The 20,161-nt window shown below is 42.3% G+C and carries 19 protein-coding genes; 7 read left to right on the top strand and 12 right to left on the bottom strand.

Translation table 11 applies throughout. The annotated features are described in order from the left end of the window. Positions 1-275 precede the first annotated feature (275 nt). Complete coding sequence (locus AC1DOV_RS16475; protein ID WP_477550475.1) at positions 276-1,175, bottom strand: 3-hydroxyacyl-CoA dehydrogenase; 900 nt, start codon at positions 1,173-1,175, stop codon at positions 276-278. A 400-nt stretch (positions 1,176-1,575) separates the two neighbouring features. Here AC1DOV_RS16475 and AC1DOV_RS16470 point away from each other — a divergent pair, with 400 nt between their 5' ends. Next, a complete protein-coding gene (locus AC1DOV_RS16470; protein ID WP_477550474.1) occupies positions 1,576-4,194 on the top strand; it encodes an S-layer homology domain-containing protein in 2,619 nt (872 codons plus the stop codon). A gap of 146 nt (positions 4,195-4,340) precedes the next feature. On the opposite strand, the gene AC1DOV_RS16465 is transcribed toward AC1DOV_RS16470, so the two are convergent. From AC1DOV_RS16465 to AC1DOV_RS16455, 3 genes are all read right to left on the bottom strand, one after another. After that, a complete protein-coding gene (locus AC1DOV_RS16465) occupies positions 4,341-4,760 on the bottom strand; it encodes a MarR family winged helix-turn-helix transcriptional regulator (RefSeq protein ID WP_339205714.1) in 420 nt (139 codons plus the stop codon). Between the two features lie 68 nt (positions 4,761-4,828). After that, positions 4,829-5,563, bottom strand: coding sequence for an SDR family NAD(P)-dependent oxidoreductase (locus AC1DOV_RS16460; RefSeq protein WP_441878232.1), 735 nt, complete (start codon positions 5,561-5,563; stop codon positions 4,829-4,831). Positions 5,564-5,688: 125 nt separating this feature from the next. Continuing rightward, positions 5,689-6,498 carry an SDR family NAD(P)-dependent oxidoreductase gene (locus tag AC1DOV_RS16455; RefSeq protein ID WP_441878230.1) on the bottom strand — a complete coding sequence of 270 codons (810 nt, stop codon included), beginning with the start codon at positions 6,496-6,498 and terminating at the stop codon, positions 5,689-5,691. Positions 6,499-6,778: 280 nt separating this feature from the next. Between AC1DOV_RS16455 and AC1DOV_RS16450 the strand changes: the two genes are divergently transcribed. Then, positions 6,779-7,669, top strand: coding sequence for a diguanylate cyclase domain-containing protein (locus tag AC1DOV_RS16450; RefSeq protein WP_477550473.1), 891 nt, complete (start codon positions 6,779-6,781; stop codon positions 7,667-7,669). 69 nt (positions 7,670-7,738) lie between these two features. Here the strand turns inward: AC1DOV_RS16450 and AC1DOV_RS16445 are convergent, their stop codons facing one another. Then, complete coding sequence (locus AC1DOV_RS16445; RefSeq protein WP_477509582.1) at positions 7,739-8,689, bottom strand: alpha/beta hydrolase; 951 nt, start codon at positions 8,687-8,689, stop codon at positions 7,739-7,741. A 97-nt stretch (positions 8,690-8,786) separates the two neighbouring features. Here AC1DOV_RS16445 and AC1DOV_RS16440 point away from each other — a divergent pair, with 97 nt between their 5' ends. Continuing rightward, positions 8,787-9,509 (top strand): DUF4386 domain-containing protein, encoded by a 723-nt coding sequence (locus tag AC1DOV_RS16440; RefSeq protein WP_477509583.1) that lies wholly within the window; start codon positions 8,787-8,789, stop codon positions 9,507-9,509. Positions 9,510-9,514: 5 nt separating this feature from the next. Here AC1DOV_RS16440 and AC1DOV_RS16435 read toward each other — a convergent pair whose 3' ends face one another. Both AC1DOV_RS16435 and AC1DOV_RS16430 read right to left on the bottom strand, forming a co-directional pair. Then, positions 9,515-10,099, bottom strand: a complete 585-nt coding sequence (locus AC1DOV_RS16435; protein WP_441878222.1) for a Crp/Fnr family transcriptional regulator — start codon at positions 10,097-10,099, stop codon at positions 9,515-9,517. An 86-nt stretch (positions 10,100-10,185) separates the two neighbouring features. Further along, a complete protein-coding gene (locus AC1DOV_RS16430) occupies positions 10,186-11,448 on the bottom strand; it encodes an MFS transporter (RefSeq protein ID WP_477550472.1) in 1,263 nt (420 codons plus the stop codon). A gap of 137 nt (positions 11,449-11,585) precedes the next feature. Here AC1DOV_RS16430 and AC1DOV_RS16425 point away from each other — a divergent pair, with 137 nt between their 5' ends. Next, positions 11,586-12,188, top strand: a complete 603-nt coding sequence (locus AC1DOV_RS16425; RefSeq protein WP_441878217.1) for a TetR/AcrR family transcriptional regulator — start codon at positions 11,586-11,588, stop codon at positions 12,186-12,188. A 122-nt stretch (positions 12,189-12,310) separates the two neighbouring features. Here the strand turns inward: AC1DOV_RS16425 and AC1DOV_RS16420 are convergent, their stop codons facing one another. Then, a complete protein-coding gene (locus tag AC1DOV_RS16420) occupies positions 12,311-13,810 on the bottom strand; it encodes a DHA2 family efflux MFS transporter permease subunit (RefSeq protein WP_477550471.1) in 1,500 nt (499 codons plus the stop codon). Between the two features lie 229 nt (positions 13,811-14,039). Here AC1DOV_RS16420 and AC1DOV_RS16415 point away from each other — a divergent pair, with 229 nt between their 5' ends. Beyond that, positions 14,040-14,651, top strand: coding sequence for a TetR/AcrR family transcriptional regulator (locus AC1DOV_RS16415; RefSeq protein ID WP_441878213.1), 612 nt, complete (start codon positions 14,040-14,042; stop codon positions 14,649-14,651). 107 nt (positions 14,652-14,758) lie between these two features. Here AC1DOV_RS16415 and AC1DOV_RS16410 read toward each other — a convergent pair whose 3' ends face one another. From AC1DOV_RS16410 to AC1DOV_RS16400, 3 genes are all read right to left on the bottom strand, one after another. After that, positions 14,759-15,256 (bottom strand): DUF2798 domain-containing protein, encoded by a 498-nt coding sequence (locus tag AC1DOV_RS16410; RefSeq protein ID WP_477550470.1) that lies wholly within the window; start codon positions 15,254-15,256, stop codon positions 14,759-14,761. Positions 15,257-15,329: 73 nt separating this feature from the next. Next, a complete protein-coding gene (locus AC1DOV_RS16405; RefSeq protein WP_477550469.1) occupies positions 15,330-15,902 on the bottom strand; it encodes a TetR/AcrR family transcriptional regulator in 573 nt (190 codons plus the stop codon). An 89-nt stretch (positions 15,903-15,991) separates the two neighbouring features. Beyond that, the gene (locus AC1DOV_RS16400) at positions 15,992-17,245 is read right to left on the bottom strand and encodes a helix-turn-helix domain-containing protein (protein WP_477550468.1); all 1,254 of its coding nucleotides are present in this window, start codon (positions 17,243-17,245) and stop codon (positions 15,992-15,994) included. Between the two features lie 152 nt (positions 17,246-17,397). Here AC1DOV_RS16400 and AC1DOV_RS16395 point away from each other — a divergent pair, with 152 nt between their 5' ends. Beyond that, the gene (locus tag AC1DOV_RS16395; RefSeq protein WP_477550467.1) at positions 17,398-18,153 is read left to right on the top strand and encodes an SDR family NAD(P)-dependent oxidoreductase; all 756 of its coding nucleotides are present in this window, start codon (positions 17,398-17,400) and stop codon (positions 18,151-18,153) included. A 185-nt stretch (positions 18,154-18,338) separates the two neighbouring features. Here AC1DOV_RS16395 and AC1DOV_RS16390 read toward each other — a convergent pair whose 3' ends face one another. Further along, positions 18,339-19,085, bottom strand: coding sequence for a glycoside hydrolase family 16 protein (locus AC1DOV_RS16390; protein ID WP_477550466.1), 747 nt, complete (start codon positions 19,083-19,085; stop codon positions 18,339-18,341). A gap of 147 nt (positions 19,086-19,232) precedes the next feature. Here AC1DOV_RS16390 and AC1DOV_RS16385 point away from each other — a divergent pair, with 147 nt between their 5' ends. Further along, positions 19,233-20,153 (top strand): ABC transporter permease, encoded by a 921-nt coding sequence (locus AC1DOV_RS16385; protein WP_477550465.1) that lies wholly within the window; start codon positions 19,233-19,235, stop codon positions 20,151-20,153. Positions 20,154-20,161: the final 8 nt, after the last annotated feature.

Genomic DNA, 20,161 nt, shown 5'->3' with positions numbered 1-20,161 from the left:
GAAAACGGCTTCCGTTCCATTTTAACGAATCTTATTAACGTTATTGCATGCTTTGTAACGTTTTATGAGCTGCTTTTCTCGAAATAACGATTCTGGGGTTCTATACAATTCCAATCCACTACAAATGATTAAAATAAGACCTGCAAGGTTCGTAAGCTGTAAATATGCTAAGGGGAGGACATCATTCTGCCTAAGCTTCATAAAAAAATAGGAGCTGCTCCAAGCGTAGATAAATCTACTTGGGACAGCTCCTTTTCTTTTGCAACGATAAAGAACTAACTTTTCAAAAAATCCGGTTTAATGAAATTAGGATTCGGGTATTTATAAAATCCTTCTCCGGTGGCTCTTCCAAGCTTTCCTTTATCTACGTACTCTGACTTCAATAGCGCAGCCACTTTCTCAAAATTTTGATCACCTGTAGCCTGCGCTTTTGCAAATCCGATATTGTAAGCGGTATTGATGCCTACAACGTCCAAGATGGCAAACGGGCCTAGTGGCGCTCCTGTGGCTACCATCCATGTTTTATCAATCGTTTCTACATCAGCAACTTCTTTGACTAGGAGCAGCTGCGCAGCTTCCAATAGAGGAACTAATAAAGAATTCAAAATATAACCTGGCTGTTCTTTATGTAAAGGCAAAGCAACCATTCCGATGGCTTTCGCAAACGCAATAACTTCATCGAATACCTTCATATCTGTTCCCGGATGCCTCATGATTTCCGCCGTATTGTTTTTCCAAATCTCATTTGCAAAATGCAGCGCTAGAAACTTTTCCGGACGAGCTGTTGCATGCGCAAATTGGCTTGGCAATAAAGTTGAAGAGTTTGTTGCAAAAATCGTTTTGGCAGGAGCTGCCTCTCCCAACTTCTTGTAAAAATCAATTTTCATTTGTACGACCTCAGGAATGGCTTCAATGACAAGATCAGCATCTGCAACAGCTTGTGATAAATCAGAGCTGAACGAGATACGGTCATAAGCTGCATTTACCGCTTCACTCGTAGCCCCAAGATCTTCTTGATACCGCGGCTTCAAATTTACAATTCTTTCTTTGGCACGCTCTAGAGCCTCATCGTTAATGTCATATACAGATACATTAAACCCTTTGAAAGCAGTTTGGTACGCGATTTGGCTTCCTAATACGCCGCTGCCGGCAACGGTGATATTCCTGTAATTCATAACACTTCTCCTTCATTTGTTATAGGTCATATTTGCACATGCTTAATCGATCTTTAATATTCCCTAACTCAGGAAGCACATGCAAATAAAGCCTCGACCCTAACCCTGAAAGGTCATATTGCCTTCTATAAATAAACTTGTCATATGACAAAACTGATGACAACGCTCACTATTTGTCATTTGAATAATAATTTATATTTGATAGTGGCGTTAAATGATGCGGGAGAACTGCGTAAGTTTAGAGCCGCCAATCATTTTGAAATGGGAAAAGGGGAAGTAAAACGTGCGGATAGTCAAGAACATACGTAAAGGTTTAATGCTAGGTTTAGCTTTTGTGGTTATGGTAAGTTGGGGGTCTACCCTACATTCTTCAGAAGCTTACGCTGCTAGTGTATTACCTGTGAATCAACCTATTGAGTCCATTTATGAGGATGCAACCAAGATAGACTTTGATGATTGGGATGATGGTGTGTCCGGAGCTATTCCAATTGGATTTTCGTTTGATTTCTACGGGACAAAAAATGAACAGGTTTATGCTAATACCAACGGCCTCCTCATGTTCAACAATCCTACCAATGATTTCGGAACACCTGAAAGCTTAGAAGAACTGCCTTTGGAGAGTCCCAATCATTATATTACAGCTTTTTTGGCTGATCTTTCGCTAGAGCTGGATGGTACAGTCCTCTACAAAACGATTGGAGAAGCACCAAATCGGAAATTTGTATTACAATATACGAATATGCGCTTTTGTTGCAACTCTAATATGAACCCCTTCGGAACCTTCCAAGTCATCTTATATGAATCTACTAATGTTATTCAACTGCAATACCCTAATCTTATGGCCACCAATTCAGACGATAAAGAAATCAGAATCAGTTTAGCTAATAAATCATTTGGTTCAAGTGCCTTAATCGGAATACAAGAAAGTGACATTGGCGACTATGTAACGTATTCTCTGAGAGAGAAGAGCCTGACTGAGAAGCAAGCCATTCAATTTATTCCGGATGATCAAGGCAGCTATACAATGATTCGTCATGCTCAGTATGAGCCGATTTTATTGAATAATGAACTGTTTCCGGGTTATACCCACCTCATAGGTCCAGCAGATGGTACATTCGCTTCCCTATCTCCAACTTTCCAGTGGGAGACTGCTGCCAATGCCGTTTCGTATGAATTCATTTTAGGTAATGATCCTGAATTTAATTCTGGGTGGAGTATTGAACATATCGCAGAAAACAACTTAGATATGAAGGAATTCGAAATAGAGTTAAAAGAAGGAACAACCTATTATTGGAAAGTTGAAGCTATGAATGACGATGGTTATACAACTTACTCCAATACTTACCGTTTTGTAGCTTCCTCTATTCAGCCTGCAACTGTTGAAACGGACCTAGAGGTAAGTCAAATCAACTCTATGTCGGCTGTCGCAGGAGGAACAGTAACTTCAGATGGTGGCGGCGAGGTTGCCGAACGGGGAATCGTATACTCCACTCATCCGAATCCTACTGTAATAGATGGAAAATCCGCAGCTGAATTAGATGGGACAGAAGCCTTTTCTGTTCATCTCACAGGACTTCAATCCGCTACAATCTATTATGCACGTGCATATGTGATAAATGAAATTGGAGTAAGCTATGGTAATGAGGTTGATTTTAGAACATTGAGCTCTAGTGCAAGCTTGAAAACATTAACCTTAAGCAATGTGACATTAGATCAAACGGTAAGCGAAAATGTATACGCCTATACGGGCAATGTGCCTAACTCTTTGTCCAACATTACCATATCAGCTACGGTCAGTGATTCAACGTATGGCACTGTGACAGCAAGTGTATACAATAGTGCCAATGTACTTGTAGCAGGTCCGATTAGCTTAGCAAATGGAGAAACAAGCAGTGAGCTTCCCCTTAATGTAGGCAGCAATCGGATTGAACTATTCGTCATTGCTCAGGACGGCACTGGAACTAAATATACAGCAACGATAACAAGAGCTGCTCAAGACAATGGTACAGTAGAAAATGGAAATAACGGCGGTGGTTCAAGCAACAGCTCCGAACCAGTCATCTCCACGAATGGGAGCCTAACGCTTCCTATTGGAAGAGCCGGCGAGGTTAGATTGGACAATGAGCTCATTATAACCATTCCAGCCAGTGCTAGTAACAAGGAGCTAAAATTAACAATTGAGAAAGTATTAAATTCTCAAAATCTGCTTAGCAAACATGAGATTCTCGCGAGCTCGATCTATGAGGTTCTAAAAAACTTCCCTGAAAACTTCAATAAACCCGTTACTTTGACGTTTGCATTCGATTCAGCCAAACTGAACAGTAATCAAACGGTCGCAATCTTCTACTTTGATGAAGTGAAGAAGGAATGGGTGAAGGTTAATGGCGGCAAAATTAACGGCAGCCATATTGCTGTAGAGGTTGATCACTTTACGAAGTATGCTGTACTCGTTGTAGACCAAGCAACGGGATTGCCAGTATCAGACTCGTCCAACTTTAGTGATACTACAGGACATTGGGCGGAAGCTCAGATTAAACAAGCGGTAAGCAAAGGGATCGTCAAAGGTTATAGCGACGGAACGTTTAAACCAAATGCTACAGTAACACGCGCTGAATTTGCAGTTATGCTGATGAATGCGCTAAAACCTGCCGACAATGATACAAAACTGAGCTTCACAGATCCTATTGCAGAATGGGCTCAGAAGGCCATTGCGCAAGCATCCGAAGCGAAGATTGTAAATGGCTATGAAGACGGCAGCTTCCGTCCAGCAGCGAGCATATCTCGGTCAGAATTAGCGGTTATGATGGCTAGAGCTGCTAAAGCAGATACAACAGCTGCTACAGTGACAAATTTTGCTGATGATAGCCAAATTCCAGCATGGGCAAAAGGTTCAGTAGCCGCAGTGAAGGAATTGGGAATCATAAGCGGACGCAGCGGCAACCTATTTGTGCCCAACGATACGGCAACAAGAGCCGAAGCAGTAACTATCATTATCAATTTGCTACAATTAAAGAAATAAGCATAAACAAGAACATGCCTAAGACCGTCCTTTGGACAGTCTTAGGCATATTTTAAATAATAGGTAGCTACAAAGCTTTACCTATCCTCTTTTTAACAAACACCAGTACTATTCACCGCAACCACAATCTTGCGTATACAGAAAATCTAGTCCTCTTTATTCAGCTTACTATACAGGTTGGCTAGCTGCTCCCGCTCCTGCTCAGTCAATTTGTCTAATAGATTTGTACGCAGCCGTTGCCCCTCCAGCTGTGCTCTTTTAAGAATATCTGCACCTTTGTCGGTAATGCCCAAATAAATAATTCGACGATCAGACTCATCCATTAATCTGACGACTAATTTCTTGGCGACAAGTTTTTCCGATAAATAACTAAGCGTAGGCGGGGTAAGCCCTAATATTTTTGCAATGTCCGATGGCCTGCTCTTTCCGTTTTGTTTAAGATGGCCGAGCACAAGCACATGAGAAACACCTAAGTCCTCATTGAATGACTTGTTCCACTGAATAATCATTTTATTGGTGAATTTATCCATGTTATGTATGAGATTGAAGATGGTTTGCTCTTCCATAAAGACCTCCTTGGTGCACATAAATGACAGCCCTTAATTAAAATTAAGGGCTGTCATCATATTACACATTATTGAGCTGAGTATCCACCATCAATTACTAACTCAGATCCTGTAATATACGAAGAATCATCAGAAGCTAAGAACAACGCTGCTTGAGCAATATCGTCAGGTTGGCCTAAACGCTGTAGAGGTGTGGCCTGGATTAAGCGGTCTAACAGGTCCTTTGAAGTGCTTAAAGCTTGTGTCATTGGTGTTTCAATGATCCCCGGAAATAGTGCGTTTACCCGGATGCCTTGACGCCCAAAAGCTGTAGCCGCCGCTTTAGAGATCGCGCGAACTGCACCCTTAGAGGCTGAATAGTGATTAAAACCTTGGCCGATCAAAGCCGTGTACGAAGAAATATTAACGATGGAGCCTTTCTTTTGGGCTGCCATATAGGGAGTGACATGCTTCATCCCGGCAAATGGGCCAAACCCATTAATGGAGAGCATTTTCTGCCAATCCTCGATATTGATTTGCTCGTATGGTTTTTCAGAAGAAATGCCTGCGTTGTTGACGAGAATATCAATTTTACCAAAACGATCATGAACATCCTTTGCCAGCGCCTGCCAATCATCATCAGAGGCAACATTTAATTTCATACCGTAAACATTCTGTTTTTGACTTGCCAATTCAAGAGCTGCCTCATTAATGTCTGCGGCAATAACGATAGCTCCTTCTTGTGCAAACAGATTAACCATGTGTTCGCCTATACCCGATGCCCCGCCAGTAATAATTGCTACTTTATTGTCCAATTTCCCCATATCGCATTCTCCTAACGTAATTTGATTGATCTGCTATTTGTTCCTATCATTAAAACCGCATAGCGAATTTCTATAATTCATGTCAGCATATTTTGGCTGGCCGCTTCAGTCGCAATCTTCAGCTGTCATGGATGCTGTGCCAGTTTCATATATTGCTCGAAATCAGGGACGGATGGGTTTGCAATATAATGCCCTCCCTCAACCTGAATCGTCTGTCCCGTAATAAATCTGGATTCATCTGAAGCCAGGAACAGGACGGTATGTCCAATATCATCCGGTTCTCCGTGATAAGGCAGTGCGTTATATTTAGCGAAGATATCCAATACCTCCGAGGGCATATTATTTTTAGCAGCTGGCGTCAAAATCAATCCAGGTGCTACTGCATTACAACGAATGTTATTCTTCCCATATTGGGTAGCGATATATTTGGTAAGATTTATAACGCCTGCCTTCGAAGCTCCGTATGCAACCCGAACTTGATCTCCATGAAAACCCGCCATAGAAGCTGTATTGATAATCGAGCCTCCACCAGCATGGATCATATGAGGGATAGCGAATCTGCAGCCGAGTAAGACACTCTTTAAATTAACATTCATAAGCCGATCCCACTCATCCAGATCAACGTTAACAACATCTATATCCTTCTTCAGGTTTGTCGAGCCGACATTGTTGAACAGGCTCGTGATTTTACCATATTGTTGTACCGTAAATTCAACTGCTTCCTTAATGGACACTTCGTCCCCGGCATCAAGAAATACGCTTACGGCTTCGTCGCCTTGGATTTTAATATTTTCGGCAGCTTCTTTGGCCCCCTCAGCATTAAAGTCGGCAATGACTACTTTTGCTCCCTCTTTTGCCATCAAGTTAGCTGCGGACAAGCCTATGCCTGAAGCTCCTCCAGTGATAAGCGCCACTTTCTCGTTCATTCTTCCCATTATTCGTAAACCCCTTCCTTAGAGACACTCACGATAAAGTAATATGATTGCATTATATTTAGACGTCTAACTATTTGATGTCTAAATATTATCAAATTAATAATTATCGTGCAAGGGTACAATTTGGTATCGTAAATTTGCACTTGTGTGGTTGTATATTAGTGCCTTCCTCGGCAGAATAACGTCCTTTTATAAGTAAATATTGACTTTCCTGCTAGGGTAAGGTTTATGTTTATGATAAGTTATTCCGGCCGGAGTACTCTATGAAAGGATGTTCCAAATGAGAATCAGCGAATTCGCACAATTAAATAAGGTTACCGCGAAAATGCTTCGACATTACGATGAGGTAGGGCTTCTAAAACCATCAAAAATCGACCCTTTCACTGGCTATCGCTGCTATGACCCTGAGCAAGCTCATTATTTAAATTGGATCATCATACTTAAAAATCTTGGATTCTCTCTGCATGAGATCAAGGAAGCTTTAATCGCACCTACCGAAACCTCAAAAATTATTAACCAGTTGATACGCAAGCGCATTGAGATTACCTCTGCTTTAAATGAGCAAATACAGAAGAAAATCGCAATTGATCGACTCATCTTAATATTGGAGAAGGAAGGGTTTAATATGGATAAACAAGTTCATTTGCTAAAAATCGAACAAACGAGCGTCCATGAAATCAAAAAGAACATTCCCATTATGGAAATGTTTCTGGAAACAGCTGCTAGTATCACGGAATTATGCGCAGAAAATGATGATATTGCCGTTTTTCGATTTGACATCAGCCACTTCAAGCAGGTCAATGATGATTTTGGCTTTGATGTTGGTGATCGTGTCATTGTCGCTTGTTTTCAAATCATTGAATCTAATATCAAAGCTTTTTTAAGTCAGGCAGCCATTGGCCGTGCTCATGGCGATGAATTCGTTGTATTTGCCAAAGCCGGAAAGGAAGAAATCCAAAAAACTGCCCAAGCTATTATTGATGATATGATAAACTTTGATTTTTCAAGTATTGGCTGCAACAAAAACATGGGCTGCTATATCGGTGGATTAGTCGCAAATTCCAAAAATGTTACCAATATACGGAGCATTATTGAAGACTCCATCGAAGTTATTAACCATGCAAGAAAAATAGGGACAAACGCCATCGCGATAGAATCGTACAGCATATGAACGTATATCAGCCCTTTTGCTTTACGCAAAAGGGCTTTTTTAAGTCGATATGAATAGATGTTCTACTTACTATTCGTTCTCTATTGTTTTCAAAAAAGAAAGCACCGCAGCATTCATCTGCTCTAGCCCCGGTTGTTCAATTGGAAAATGGCCTGCCCCTTCTAAAGCTACATATTCCTTTTTACTTTTTATTTTTTCAAAAAATGGTTTGCTGAAGCTATACGGAGTCATAGGATCCAATTGAGGATGGACGAGCAAAACCGGACAAACATCAAAATGCTCAGGTTTTATTGCAGGTTTCATATTTAAGAACGTTCTTAATAAGCGCAAAGGGATCTTCGTTCCTGCGGCATGAGCATCATTCATAATAAGCTTGGTCAAATCGACATTGTTCGTAATTAATTTCATACGAGATACACGATTAACAGAGATATGTAAGGAATCTAACAGCTTAGGAAAACTGTCCATCGAAAATTTCCCCAACCGGCTAATGAGTTTGTTAGGAGCTAATTGATCACGAACGCTGGAATCACTCGTATCAACAAAAGTTGTTGCTATTAATCCTTTCACTTTCTTACTCTGTACAGCGGTGTGATAAGCTAACATGCCTCCTATGCTAGTACCCAGCAAGATAATCGGTTTACCGTCTTGCTTCAATTCCTCATCAATCAATGCCGTAAGGATGTCAATCCAAAGTTGATAATCTAATTGTTTTGTCGATTTTGTATAGCTTAAGCCATAAGGCGGCAGATCCGGAGATACGACTTCGTAACCGTATGTTTGCAGTATTCGTGCATACGGAGCCAGCAATCTGCCATTCCCGCCAGCGCCATGGATGAAAATAATTTTTAATTTTGCATCCGGAGCAGGCATTCGATCCAGATGAATATGAACATTGTTCCAAGTCATCCATTCTTCTTTTGGAAATCCGTTTTCATTTATCTGCATTTCTTCAGGAAAAAACTTCTGATATTGCTTCCAGTAATCCACCGATTGATTATAGGTTTGAGGCGTATTCATGAATTTAAAAATCCCTCTTCCTTGATTTAAGTCAATGACCAGTCATACTCCTCCTAGTTAAAATGAAAACAATACAGGATCTATAGGAGGCTATCTTATGACTATCACCGTACAAGAAAAATCAAATCAGCGAACTGCTGCTCTAACGGCTGGCATTTCACTCATCATCATGACTCTTGCCTCATTTTTTTCCTATGGCTTTGTCCATGGGAGCCTTATTGTGGAGGGCGATGCCAGCACCACATTCAACAACATCGTATCATCAAATAACCTCTTCAAAGGAGAAATCTTTGGCTGGGTCATCATTATGATTTCTGACATTCTAGTCACCTGGGCTTTTTATGTGTTCCTAGAGCCATTGAATAAAAGCCTTTCCTTGCTAGGTGCATGGCTCCGTCTTACCTATACGACAATACTCGGTATTGCCATTTTAAACTTGATTCTTGTATTTCTGCTCTCGAAAAATACAGACCAGTCGGTCTCATTCAACATCGAACAAACGCAATCACTTATGATGCTATTTCTTGAGGCATTCCAATCGATTTGGTCTATTGGTTTGATCGTTTTTGGCGGGCATTTGTTCATTGTGGGCTATGTGGCTTTAAAATCAAACCGTATTCCTAAAGTGATCAGCATTTTATTGCTGCTTGCTTCAATAGGCTATATCGTCGTTCACCTTAGCAAAACGTTTCTTTCACAATACGATGGGGTAATTGATGTACTTAATGTCGTATTTATGGCGCCAATGATTGCAGGAGAGCTAGGCTTTGGAGTTTGGCTGCTGCTCAGAGGAGGAAAACTTCCCAAAAGTGAAAAATAGCTTCCTTAACTATCGCTGGTGTTGACCCGTTTCTTGATTCTGCTTAGTGACTCTGGCGTTATGCCAAGATAGCTTGCCAATTGATGTTGGGGTACACGATCGACGAGATGAGGCCTTTTTCGTAATAGCGCTTTGTAGCGTTCTTCAGGTGCAGAAGCAATGAATGATGTCAACTCATCTTGCACCTCACCCAGATTTTCTTCTACCATTATGCGTACCATTGATTCGAGTTGTAAGTGTTTATTGAACATGCCTTTTTCATCATCGAGCTCCCCAACCACCAATATACAATCTTCAAGGCAAGTTAAGGTGTACGCGGACGGCTTATTTTGCTGATGACGATTAAAAATCGATACGGCTTGCTCTTCTGTGAAAAAATTCGATGTAACCTCTTTTCCCGCTTCATCTATTAAGTGCTGTCTGACAATGCCCTTCAGCACGAAATAACACTTTGTGGGAACATCTCCTTGTCTAAGGAGTACTGTTCCCTTTTTATATTCCTCGATAAGGATGTCATCAACGATAGCCTGTTGTTCCTCATCGCTAAGAGACGTGAATTTAGTCATATACTTAAACAATATGCTTTTCATTTCGTTATCCTTTCATCAGTACCGCTTTACGGTTCAGCATATCATCTAGAAAGCCAATTTTAAAGCGCACCTGCCCTTAAAATAATTCAAAGCGCCTTGCTTGCTGCAACCTTATTATTGGGGATTCGAAGCTTCCGTTTATGGGTCGTAAATAATATGAAGTACCCCAGCGTTACGAGGATACAGATTAGAATGTCAACGGCAATCAGGTTCTGATAACTCCCAAAATAATCGAAAGATAAGCCTCCGATTAATGCTCCCACTATACCGCCTCCCTGATGGAATAGAAGAAGGACTCCCGTATGTTTTCCTTTCCCTTTTGCAAATTCATTAATGACAAGGATTCCTCCGGGTACTGCGGTTAAATAAGTAATTCCAAACGCAATTGCAAATACAATGGGTGAGCTTCCCAAGTGCATAAAGAGGAAAATAAAACCCAAAATACGTATGCCATACAATATGGACATCATCATTAATTTATTGTATCGATCTAGAAAATAGCCGCAAAAGAGAGCCCCCGTAATTTCCATAATGCCAAGTATACTCATGGATAAGGCGAGCATGCTTGGTGACACTTCTGCCAACTGATGTATAGCTACCAAGTTCATTTCGACGGAACCCATATTAATACCGCAGGTAAACAGCGCAATAGCGACAACGACAAAGATAGGAAGATAGACAAATTTCTTAGGTGATGTTGTTACTTTAAACGGTATATCATGCTCTACGACCTCTACTGGATGATCCGTTTGAGCTTTATTTATATTTTGCTGTTGAGAGCTCTTAATTCCAAGCCAAATAACAGGTAATGTCACAACTATTCCTAGGGCAAAAGAAGCCATAAAGGCATCCTTCCAAGTCAGCCATCCCGCGGATACGAAAATTGGCGTAATAATCGCTAATCCTACAGAGGAAGCACTCCCAAGCAGTGCCATTGCTTTAGCACGATGATGCCTAAACCATTCAAACATCAATATATAACTTGTCGTCAGCCCAATACCAGCTAAACCAGAGATTACACCATATCCAATGAAAAACAAGATAGGCTGGTTCCCTAACACGACAACGCCAGTACCCAAGGTACTCAAGACTGCACTTATAAACAATATCCTTTTTGCACCGTAACGATCTACAAGCCAGCCACCCAAAGGAGCGCATATCGCTGTAATTAATAAATTAGTCGACCATGCCATCGAAATAAATCCCCTGCTAATCTGTAAATCCATTGCTATTTGCACCTGAAAAAAAGACATGCTGAACCTGGTCAATGCACCAATAAATCCAATAATCCAAAGAGACCCTAATCCAATCCATGCATAGCTGGATTCCTTAAACCATGTTGTGCCCATTATCGTTTCACCCCTGCCGCTCATAAAAGATACCGTTCGGTATCTTTTATGATAACATAGATGTTATGTTTTGCAAGAGTGCAAATTCGTTTGATATACTACGTGTACAAATACAGTTACGTACGAGGGGGATGACGATGGAGAAAGGTGAAAAGACACGCCATTACATCATAACGAAAGCCGCTGAACTTTTTAACCAAAAGGGATATTCGGGCTCATCCTTATCTGATATAACAGAGTTGACAGGCATTAAGAAAGGCGGCATTTATCGTCATTTTTCCAGTAAAGATGAGATTGCATATGAAGCCTTTAGTTATGCCGGGCGTATTGTTGGGGCTCAGCTTGCTCATGCAATCAGTCAGCAGGAAACGGCCTCTGGCAAGCTGCTGGCATATTTAAATATATACGAGAAAGTCGTTGAAGCGCCTCCCTTCATCGGGGGCTGCCCCCTCCTCAACACTGCTATCGAAAGCGACGACAGTCATCCAGGCCTACGCGAGAAAGCCCAGCAAGCATTGCAAGGTACGCTGGAAGCCAAAAGAAAAATTATATCCGAAGGTGTGCAAAGCGGTGAGTTCAAAGAAGACCTTGATATAGAGGCGCTGGCTACCTTCTCCCTTTCCATCATGCAGGGCGGCATTATGATGAGCAAGCTTGAAGGCAATAATCGGCATATCCGGATGAATATTAAGAGCTTTGCTGCTTATTTAAAAACAGCATGCTTACGCGAATCCAGTTAGATGATTTCAAGCCAAAAAAGAGCCTCGTGAGTAGTCACGAGGCTCTTCTTAATAATTTGTAATGAGCAAACATTTAGGAAACTTGACTACCGTTATTCCTATTTCATACTTTTTTTCTCTTCCTACGCCTCAACAGCTGTTTTTCGGTTCAGAGCTATTTTAGTTTCTTCTACTTCCTCGGCTTGCCCTACACGCTTAATGAAGAAGGAAAGCACCAGACCTACTACTCCGATTCCAATGATGACAAGATACGCATCGTTAATACCTTGAATAGAAGCCTCCATCATAATATGCTCCTTCGAAAAATTAGCCGCGTCGCCTGCTGCAGACATATCTAGAAGATGTGCCTTTGTCCGGCTAGCCATAACCGTAACAAGCAGAGAAGTACCTATTGCGCCAGCTACCTGCTTGATGGTGTTAGATATTGCAGTACCGTGCGCATTTAGTCTTGCTGGCAGTTGGTTCAGACCCGCCGTAGTGATTGGCATCAGGAACATTGCCATACCGAAGCGTCGTCCTGTGGACATCAGCACTAAATACGTATAGCTAGTCGAATCGGTCAGATTAACGAAGCCGATGGTTGTGATGATCGTAATAGCCATACCGATGATGGACAGCCATTTTGCCCCAAACCGGTCGAATAGCTTTCCTGTTATCGGCATCATTAGTCCCATTAGAAGCGCGCCAGGGAGCATAAGCAAGCCTGACTCCAAAGCGGTGTATCCACGTGCACTTTGCAAATAGAGTGGAAGCAGCATCATATCTGCATACATGACCATGGTTACAGCAATATTAATAATGGTGGTTAGGGAAAACATGCTGTATTTAAAAGCTCTTAGATCCAGAAGCGGATCCTTCGAAATCAGCTGTCTCCATGTAAACAAAATCAAGGCAACCACACCCGTAACAAGCGATGCAATCACTTCTGCGCTTGACCAGCCTTTGCTTCCAGCACTGCTGAAGCCATAAAGAACGGTACCAAATCCGACTGTTGACAGAACGACACTCAAAATATCAATTTTAGGATAGGTTCGTTCAGCTACATTTTTCAGGAAAATATAAGCAACTACAATAATGAGGACGACAATTGGAAGCATTCCATAAAACATCGTACGCCATGAATAATGCTCCATGATATAACCAGCGACTGCTGGTCCAATTGCAGGAGCAAAAATAATAGACAATCCAACCATTCCCATAGCAGCTCCGCGCTTATCCGGAGGAAATACGGTCAGAATAACATTCATTAACAGCGGCATAATAATCCCCGCTCCAGCGGCTTGAATAAGGCGGCCAGTTAGCAAAATGTCGAAGTTAGGCGCAACTGCCGAAACAATCGTACCAACGAGAAAAATGATCATGGAAGACTGAAACAGCTCACGGGTCGTAAAACGCTGCATTAAGAATGCAGTGATTGGAATAAGTACCCCGTTAACCAGCATGTATCCGGTTGTCAGCCACTGCGCTGTTGACGCCTCAATGCTAAAGTCAATCATCAACTCTGGCAGCGCAACGCTCATTATCGTCTGATTCAGAACTGCGATGAACGCACCCAGTATCATGACAAACAATAAGGGACCTTTCTTAATTGAATTACTGTCAAAAGCTAAACTTGTACTCATGATGTTCAATCCCTTCAAATTGTTCGTGAATTTAATAAACACTTTGTAGTATAATAAACTCAATGTAAAAGATTATAATTACATCGCGCCTAATTTACAAACTACAGATTTTTTGAAAATGTTTATTAGTTTACAGATCATCAGATTCTGTCGTCTATACCGAGAATAAACTACATAAATAACTATTCTTGTCGTTTAAATCATTTGTAGGGAAAGGAAATGAGTACCTATGTCAACAACATCACCGCGAATGGATCCACGTGTACTTCGCACGCGTCAATTGATTCGAGATGCCTTTGTAGATTTGCTGCAGGAGACGGATCTAGAAAAAATAACGGTGAATCGTATTGCGGAACGCGCGACCATCAATCGTGTTACTTTCTATCTTCATTACCGAGATATTCCGGAAATGCTTGAGAGATTATCAGACGACATGATTAATGAAATACATACTATTCTTCATGACATTCGAAATCAGCCTCGTTCTACTGATTTGGATTGGTCCATTCTGCTTAAAGTGCTCGAGCATATTGCTGAGAACTCTAAGTTTTATAAGGTTCTGCTCGCTTCGCAGCGCATACCAATCTTCACGGATAAGCTTTCGAATTTAATTGTTGATCTTATCACCAGCAGAAGAGAGTACCAAAACAACAACTCATCTAAACCGGCCGTAATCGTATCAAAAGATATTGCAATCTGGTACGGCTCCTCCGCCTTTATTGGTACAATTGTCTGCTGGCTTCGCAATGATATGCCTTATACGCCGCTTTTTCTCGCCAAGCAGCTTTCTCAGCTATTCCGTTTGCATCAAAATACGGACCAGCTCGTAGATCTGGAATAACTTCTCCGAAAACATAAATAAGCTCTCAGTAGAACTGATTCGTTCGACTGAGAGCTTATTTATGTTTTCAGTATTGTTGCTTTAAATGCGATATGGTTGCGAACACATCAACACTCCATCACCTTTTTGTCTTGGACAGCATGTAGTTTTACCATCGCTAATCGCGCAATGGGTTGAATGACTAAGCTCTCTGCAATTAGTACTATTAAGAAGTTTCTTGGCCAGTTGGTTAAGAAGTTGCTAAAAATTTCTGAACTTAAACCGTTTCCTACAATATGACCAATAAGCGTCATACAAGCCGACATTCCTAGTACAGTAAATAAGATACGGAACATAATTTTGGAATTAAAGCTGTCCGTAGGTTCAGTAAATTTATCAACCAATTTTTCGGCGATACGGCCAATAAACACAGGTTCCAAAATCATGACAATAATCCACATGATTGGTAACGTTTTAAGAATCATGAAGACAACTTCTCCATTAAATTCTCGGGAAGCTAAAATTATATTTAATGACGTCATAAACAGAACGGTCAATGTACAAATAATTGCACCATACAATGCTCCCTCTTTTCCGTTTCTCGGCAATCTTGTTTCTAAGTTCATTCTTTTCTTCCTTTCAAAAGACATTTCTTTGTTTAATCATTCGATAAATACAGATCAGATACAGTCAACATAACTAATTTTCTGTATTAAAGGTCTTCAATACATTTGGCAACATTTTAGCGATCGTTTTTAAGGGAGCTGATGATTTTTGCGTTAAACAAAGCAGCATAGCACCTTCGATTGTAGCAGTCATCATCAAGGCAATAGCAGCAGCTGATTCATCAGAATAACCTTCAGCTATAAGTTTCACATAGTAAATATATTGAATATTTTCATACAGCACACTGCATGCTTTGCGGACAGGCTCACTCACTGTGGCCATTTCACTGACAATACTGCTAAATGTATAACCGGTAATCGTACCTTCTGTTTCTAAGTTGTGAATTAGTTTTTCGATCATGCCTTGTGTGGCTTCTATGGTTGATGGATACCTTCTAAAAATATTTTCGATATCTGTCGTAATGGCTTCGTTTAAAGCTTGCAAACAAGCAATTAACAGTTCTTCTTTACCATTTGGAAAATGATGATACAGCGCTCCTTTTGTAACGTTGCAGACTTTTAAAAGTTCATTCAGACCTACACTTTTGTATCCCTTTTGCTGAAATAGGACGGTAGCCTTCTCAATGATTAGCGATTTTGTATTCAATTTAAAACACCTCCCCCAAAACCATACCGACTGGTCTGTTTGGTATTATAACAAAATATTTATCCCCGATGTAAGTGTTTTTTTACACTTCATTCCGAATATTTTTGCGCCGGACGCCTTTCGCTCTTCCGATATGCCTTCGGCGACATTCCATTCCACTTTTTAAATACCTTGTTGAAATAGCTTTGATCGTTGAAGTTCAGCCATGCTGCGATATCGGCAATCGGATAATCGGTCAGTGTGAGCAGCCTCTTCGCTTCCTCAATCCGTTCACGCTGGACATACTCGGAAATAGTCAGTCCAACCTCCTTCTTGAATAGGCTCGACAAGTAGTTGGGGCTAAGATTCGCACTCTCGGCTAGCCGTTCAAGAGTAATGTCACCGTATAAATGGTTAGCGATTTCGTGAAGACTATCCTGTATTGCGGGTGAGTGGTGACCCCGGCGAACCTCCGAGACCCGGTCAACGAAGTCGAACAGTACCTCGGTCATGATGGCGCTTATCGCTTGCAGCGTATCCTTCTCCTCCAGCTGCTGAATATAGAAATCACTCAGCGTAAACGCATCCTCCTCGTGCATTCCTCCTTCAATTGCAGCTCGGCAAATCAGGGCGATTCCCGTAATCATGAGGTTCTTCTCGCTTCGAATCCTGCTCCGCTTGGCCAGCACGCCAAACTCGTCCTCGGCAATGATGGATTCCATGACGAATGTTCTTATTCTCTCCCGCTCTCCGCTACGCACATAGTGCAGCATGACACGCTCATGCGACAGGTTGGCGTGTAGCATACCGCTTCGACGTCTTCGCGACAGCTCCGCATCCGGCTCTTTCTTCTCCACAACCGATTCCTGCATCGACATTGCATCCGCTAGAAGACTAATCGACGAGTCAATGAGTTGCCTGCGAAGCACATAATAAATCATTCGGCTACATGCGGCTATGCGCTCCGTGGAGAGCAGCGCAATCTCTTCGTACAACTCCAGCAAATGCCTCCGGTTATCAATGGGGAGGGAGCTTATGGTCTCGTTCCATTCACCCTCTTGCGGCTTCTCATTCATGTACGGACCGACGACAAGCGTGCCAGTAAGCTGGTTCTCATCCATCGCATTCACAAAAAAATATTGGAGCCGTGATCGGGTAAAATGAACCGGCTGCTCTGCAGCATAAAGTGCATAAGCGTAGCCCGCCACCTGTTCACGAATGGACGTAAAGTAAGGATTAGACTGAAGCGAACGGTCTACAAACTCCGCTTCAATTGTCCGACCCGGATGAATGATAAATACAGGGATTCCAATCACATCAGAGAGAAGCTGGCCAAAAACGACCAGCTCAGAGAGCTTATTCATACGAACCTCCATAGGGTACGATTAAGGTTAAAAAAGAAGATGATAAGAAAGTACTACAAATCGTTGATAAATACAATTTTCATAAATGAAAGCGCATTACAATGAAGAAAGCAAAGATCCTTTGCTATTACACTCGAAAGGGATGAACTCATATGTTGGAAAATAAAATAGCTATCGTTACTGGAGCAGGGAGCGGCATCGGCCGTGCAAGCAGCTTGAAAATGGCCAGCAACGGCGCAACGATTGTCGCTGTTGATTTTAATCAGGAATCCGGTCAAGAGACGGTTCGAATGATTCAGGAACAGGGCGGGAAAGCCATATTCGTACCGGCCGACGTGTCAAAAAGCGAGGATGTTCAGCGTTATGTAAAAGCGGCCGTCGATACTTACGGGCGTATCGATATTTTCTTCAACAATGCCGGCGTTGTACAGAAGTTCTCGAAGCTCGCGGATATTGATGAGAACGAGTTCGACCGAATTATGAACGTTAATGTCCGGGGCGTCTTCCTCGGCATGAAATATGTATTAAAGGTAATGGAGGAGCAAGAAAGCGGAACGATTATTAATACCGCTTCGACAGCTGGGGTCAAAAGTGAGCACAGCGCATCCGCTTATTCCGCAAGCAAGCATGCGGTTGTCGGCCTGACGAAAGGTGCGGCAATCGAGTATGTGAAAAAGGGCATCCGTATCAACGGCATTTGTCCGGGTGGTGTGGAAACGGCTCTGACGAAGAGCGTAGAACAGGCTTTCATGTCCGGTGGATATGTGCCAGAGGAAGTCGGAAATATGCGTATGGGCCGCTATGCTAAGCCGGACGAGCTGGCGGAGGTCGTCACATTCCTTGCTTCCGATCGCTCCAGCTACATGACGGGCTCCATCGTACTGGTCGATGGTGGGCTGACACTTTAAACGAATGAGAATGCGTCTTTGCTGAATTCAAACCGTTCAAAGTATACGCCAATAAGGTTCCCTCCATCCAGACTATAGTGAAAATAGGGCATCCCCAATACGGGTATGCCCTATTATTCTTGGCTTTACAGTTGTAACTCCGTCTATTCTTCTTCCCCCAAAAACGACCCCAAGCAGCTATTTTTTCAACTTTGATATAACCTTATGTTTGAAACTGTCATGACCGCTGGCAGCGCTGTTTCATCCACCGTCACATTGTCATACCAGCCCCCAACAGCAAGGTTAAGCACCAAATAAAAAGGCTCGTCAAAGGGCATAATACCCGGCTCCATAGGGCGCTCGGCGAAGCAATGCCCATCTACAAGCCACCTTATGGAGCCAGCATCCCATTCCAATGAATAATCACGGAATTCGTTAATGGTTCCCTGTTCAAGCTGGTAGGAGAACTCATCGGTAACTTTATGGTCCCAATCCTTCCCGTAGTGCAGCGTTCCGGATACTTGCCTCGGCAAGCGGCCTTTAGCTTCCATAATGTCAATCTCGCCAGAGGCAGGCCAAGGCCCGTATGCCTGATGCTGCGGGAGCAGCCATATGGCAGGCCATAACCCCTGTCCAACTGGCAGCTTTGCGCGAACGATAAGCTTTCCATAGCAAAAGGAGAGATGATCTTTTGTATCTATGCGGGCCGAGGTGTACGCAAATTGCCGACCGTCTTTTTCAATGGATTCACGTCGCGCGCATAGGTTTAGCCCCAATTCATCGATATATAGACTGTTAGCATGTCCGGTATAAAACTGCTGTTCCCCATTGCCCCAGCCCGGGTCTATTGGTTTGCCATCGTTATCAAGCAAATCGTTGCCAAGGCGAATGTTCCATGCGCTCAAATCGGTGTTTCTATTTAAAAAATCCTGCTCCCATAAAAGCTTGCTCATCCCATGCACACTCCCTTCATTTATTCACAGCATACTTAATTTTGACGCCCAGTCAAACAAATCCAAAAAAATGGGATAGGGTCAAAAATCATGGCCTTTTTTTCCTAGGTCTATTTTCATACGATGAAAAGGAAGGGGGCGCAGAACATGTTTCAATACAGGACGGGACAAATAAAAACTTTTTTTAGGCAATGGCAATTGCAAAGCATGGTAATCCCAGGCATTATATGGATGTTCATCTTTTGTTATATTCCAATGTTTTGGCTGATTATTGCATTTATGGACTTCAGTATCGCCAAGCCCATGCTGCAATCACCCTTTGTAGGGCTGAAACACTTTCAAGATTTTATTACGGATGACCGTTTTTGGCGCTCGATCCGCAATACTCTAGGGATGAGCAGCATCAAGCTGCTGCTAGGTTTTCCCATTCCCATCTTTTTCGCCCTGATGCTTAATGAAATACGGACGATTCGATTTAAGCGCACAGTACAAACCATTTCATACCTGCCACACTTTATTGCCTGGACCATTTTTGGCGGCATTATGCTCAATTGGCTGGGCGAGGGCGGTGTAATCAATCAACTGATGATGGCGCTCGGACTGCAGGATCGCGAAATTCTGTTTAATAGTGACGCTAAATATTTTTGGTGGATTACCTATTTCTCCGATACGCTGAAGGAAACGGGCTGGAGTGCCATCATTTATATCGCAGCAATCGCTGGCATTGATCCAGGGCTATACGAGGCAGCGGAGCTCGATGGCGCCAACCGTTGGCAGCGGATGTGGCATATTACCATTCAGAGCATACGTCCTACCATCGCAATTTTGTTCATCCTCGCTGTCAGCGGGATACTAGGCAGCAACTTTGAACAGATCTTTATGTTGAAGAACAACATGAACATGAAGATGGCCGAAAGCCTGGATTTGTACATCTATAACATGGGCTTGGTATCTGGGCGCCATTCCTTCTCAACAGCCGTTTTGTTTGTCCGCTCCATTGTGGCGTTAATGCTATTATTTTTGGCCAATTACACATCCAAGAAATTAACTGGCGACAGCATTTTTTAAGAAAGAGA

The sequence above is a fragment of the Paenibacillus sp. 01T47 genome (assembly GCF_056398245.1).
The sequence above is the reverse complement of the archived record's forward strand: the minus strand, read 5'-3'. Positions and strand labels throughout refer to the sequence as shown.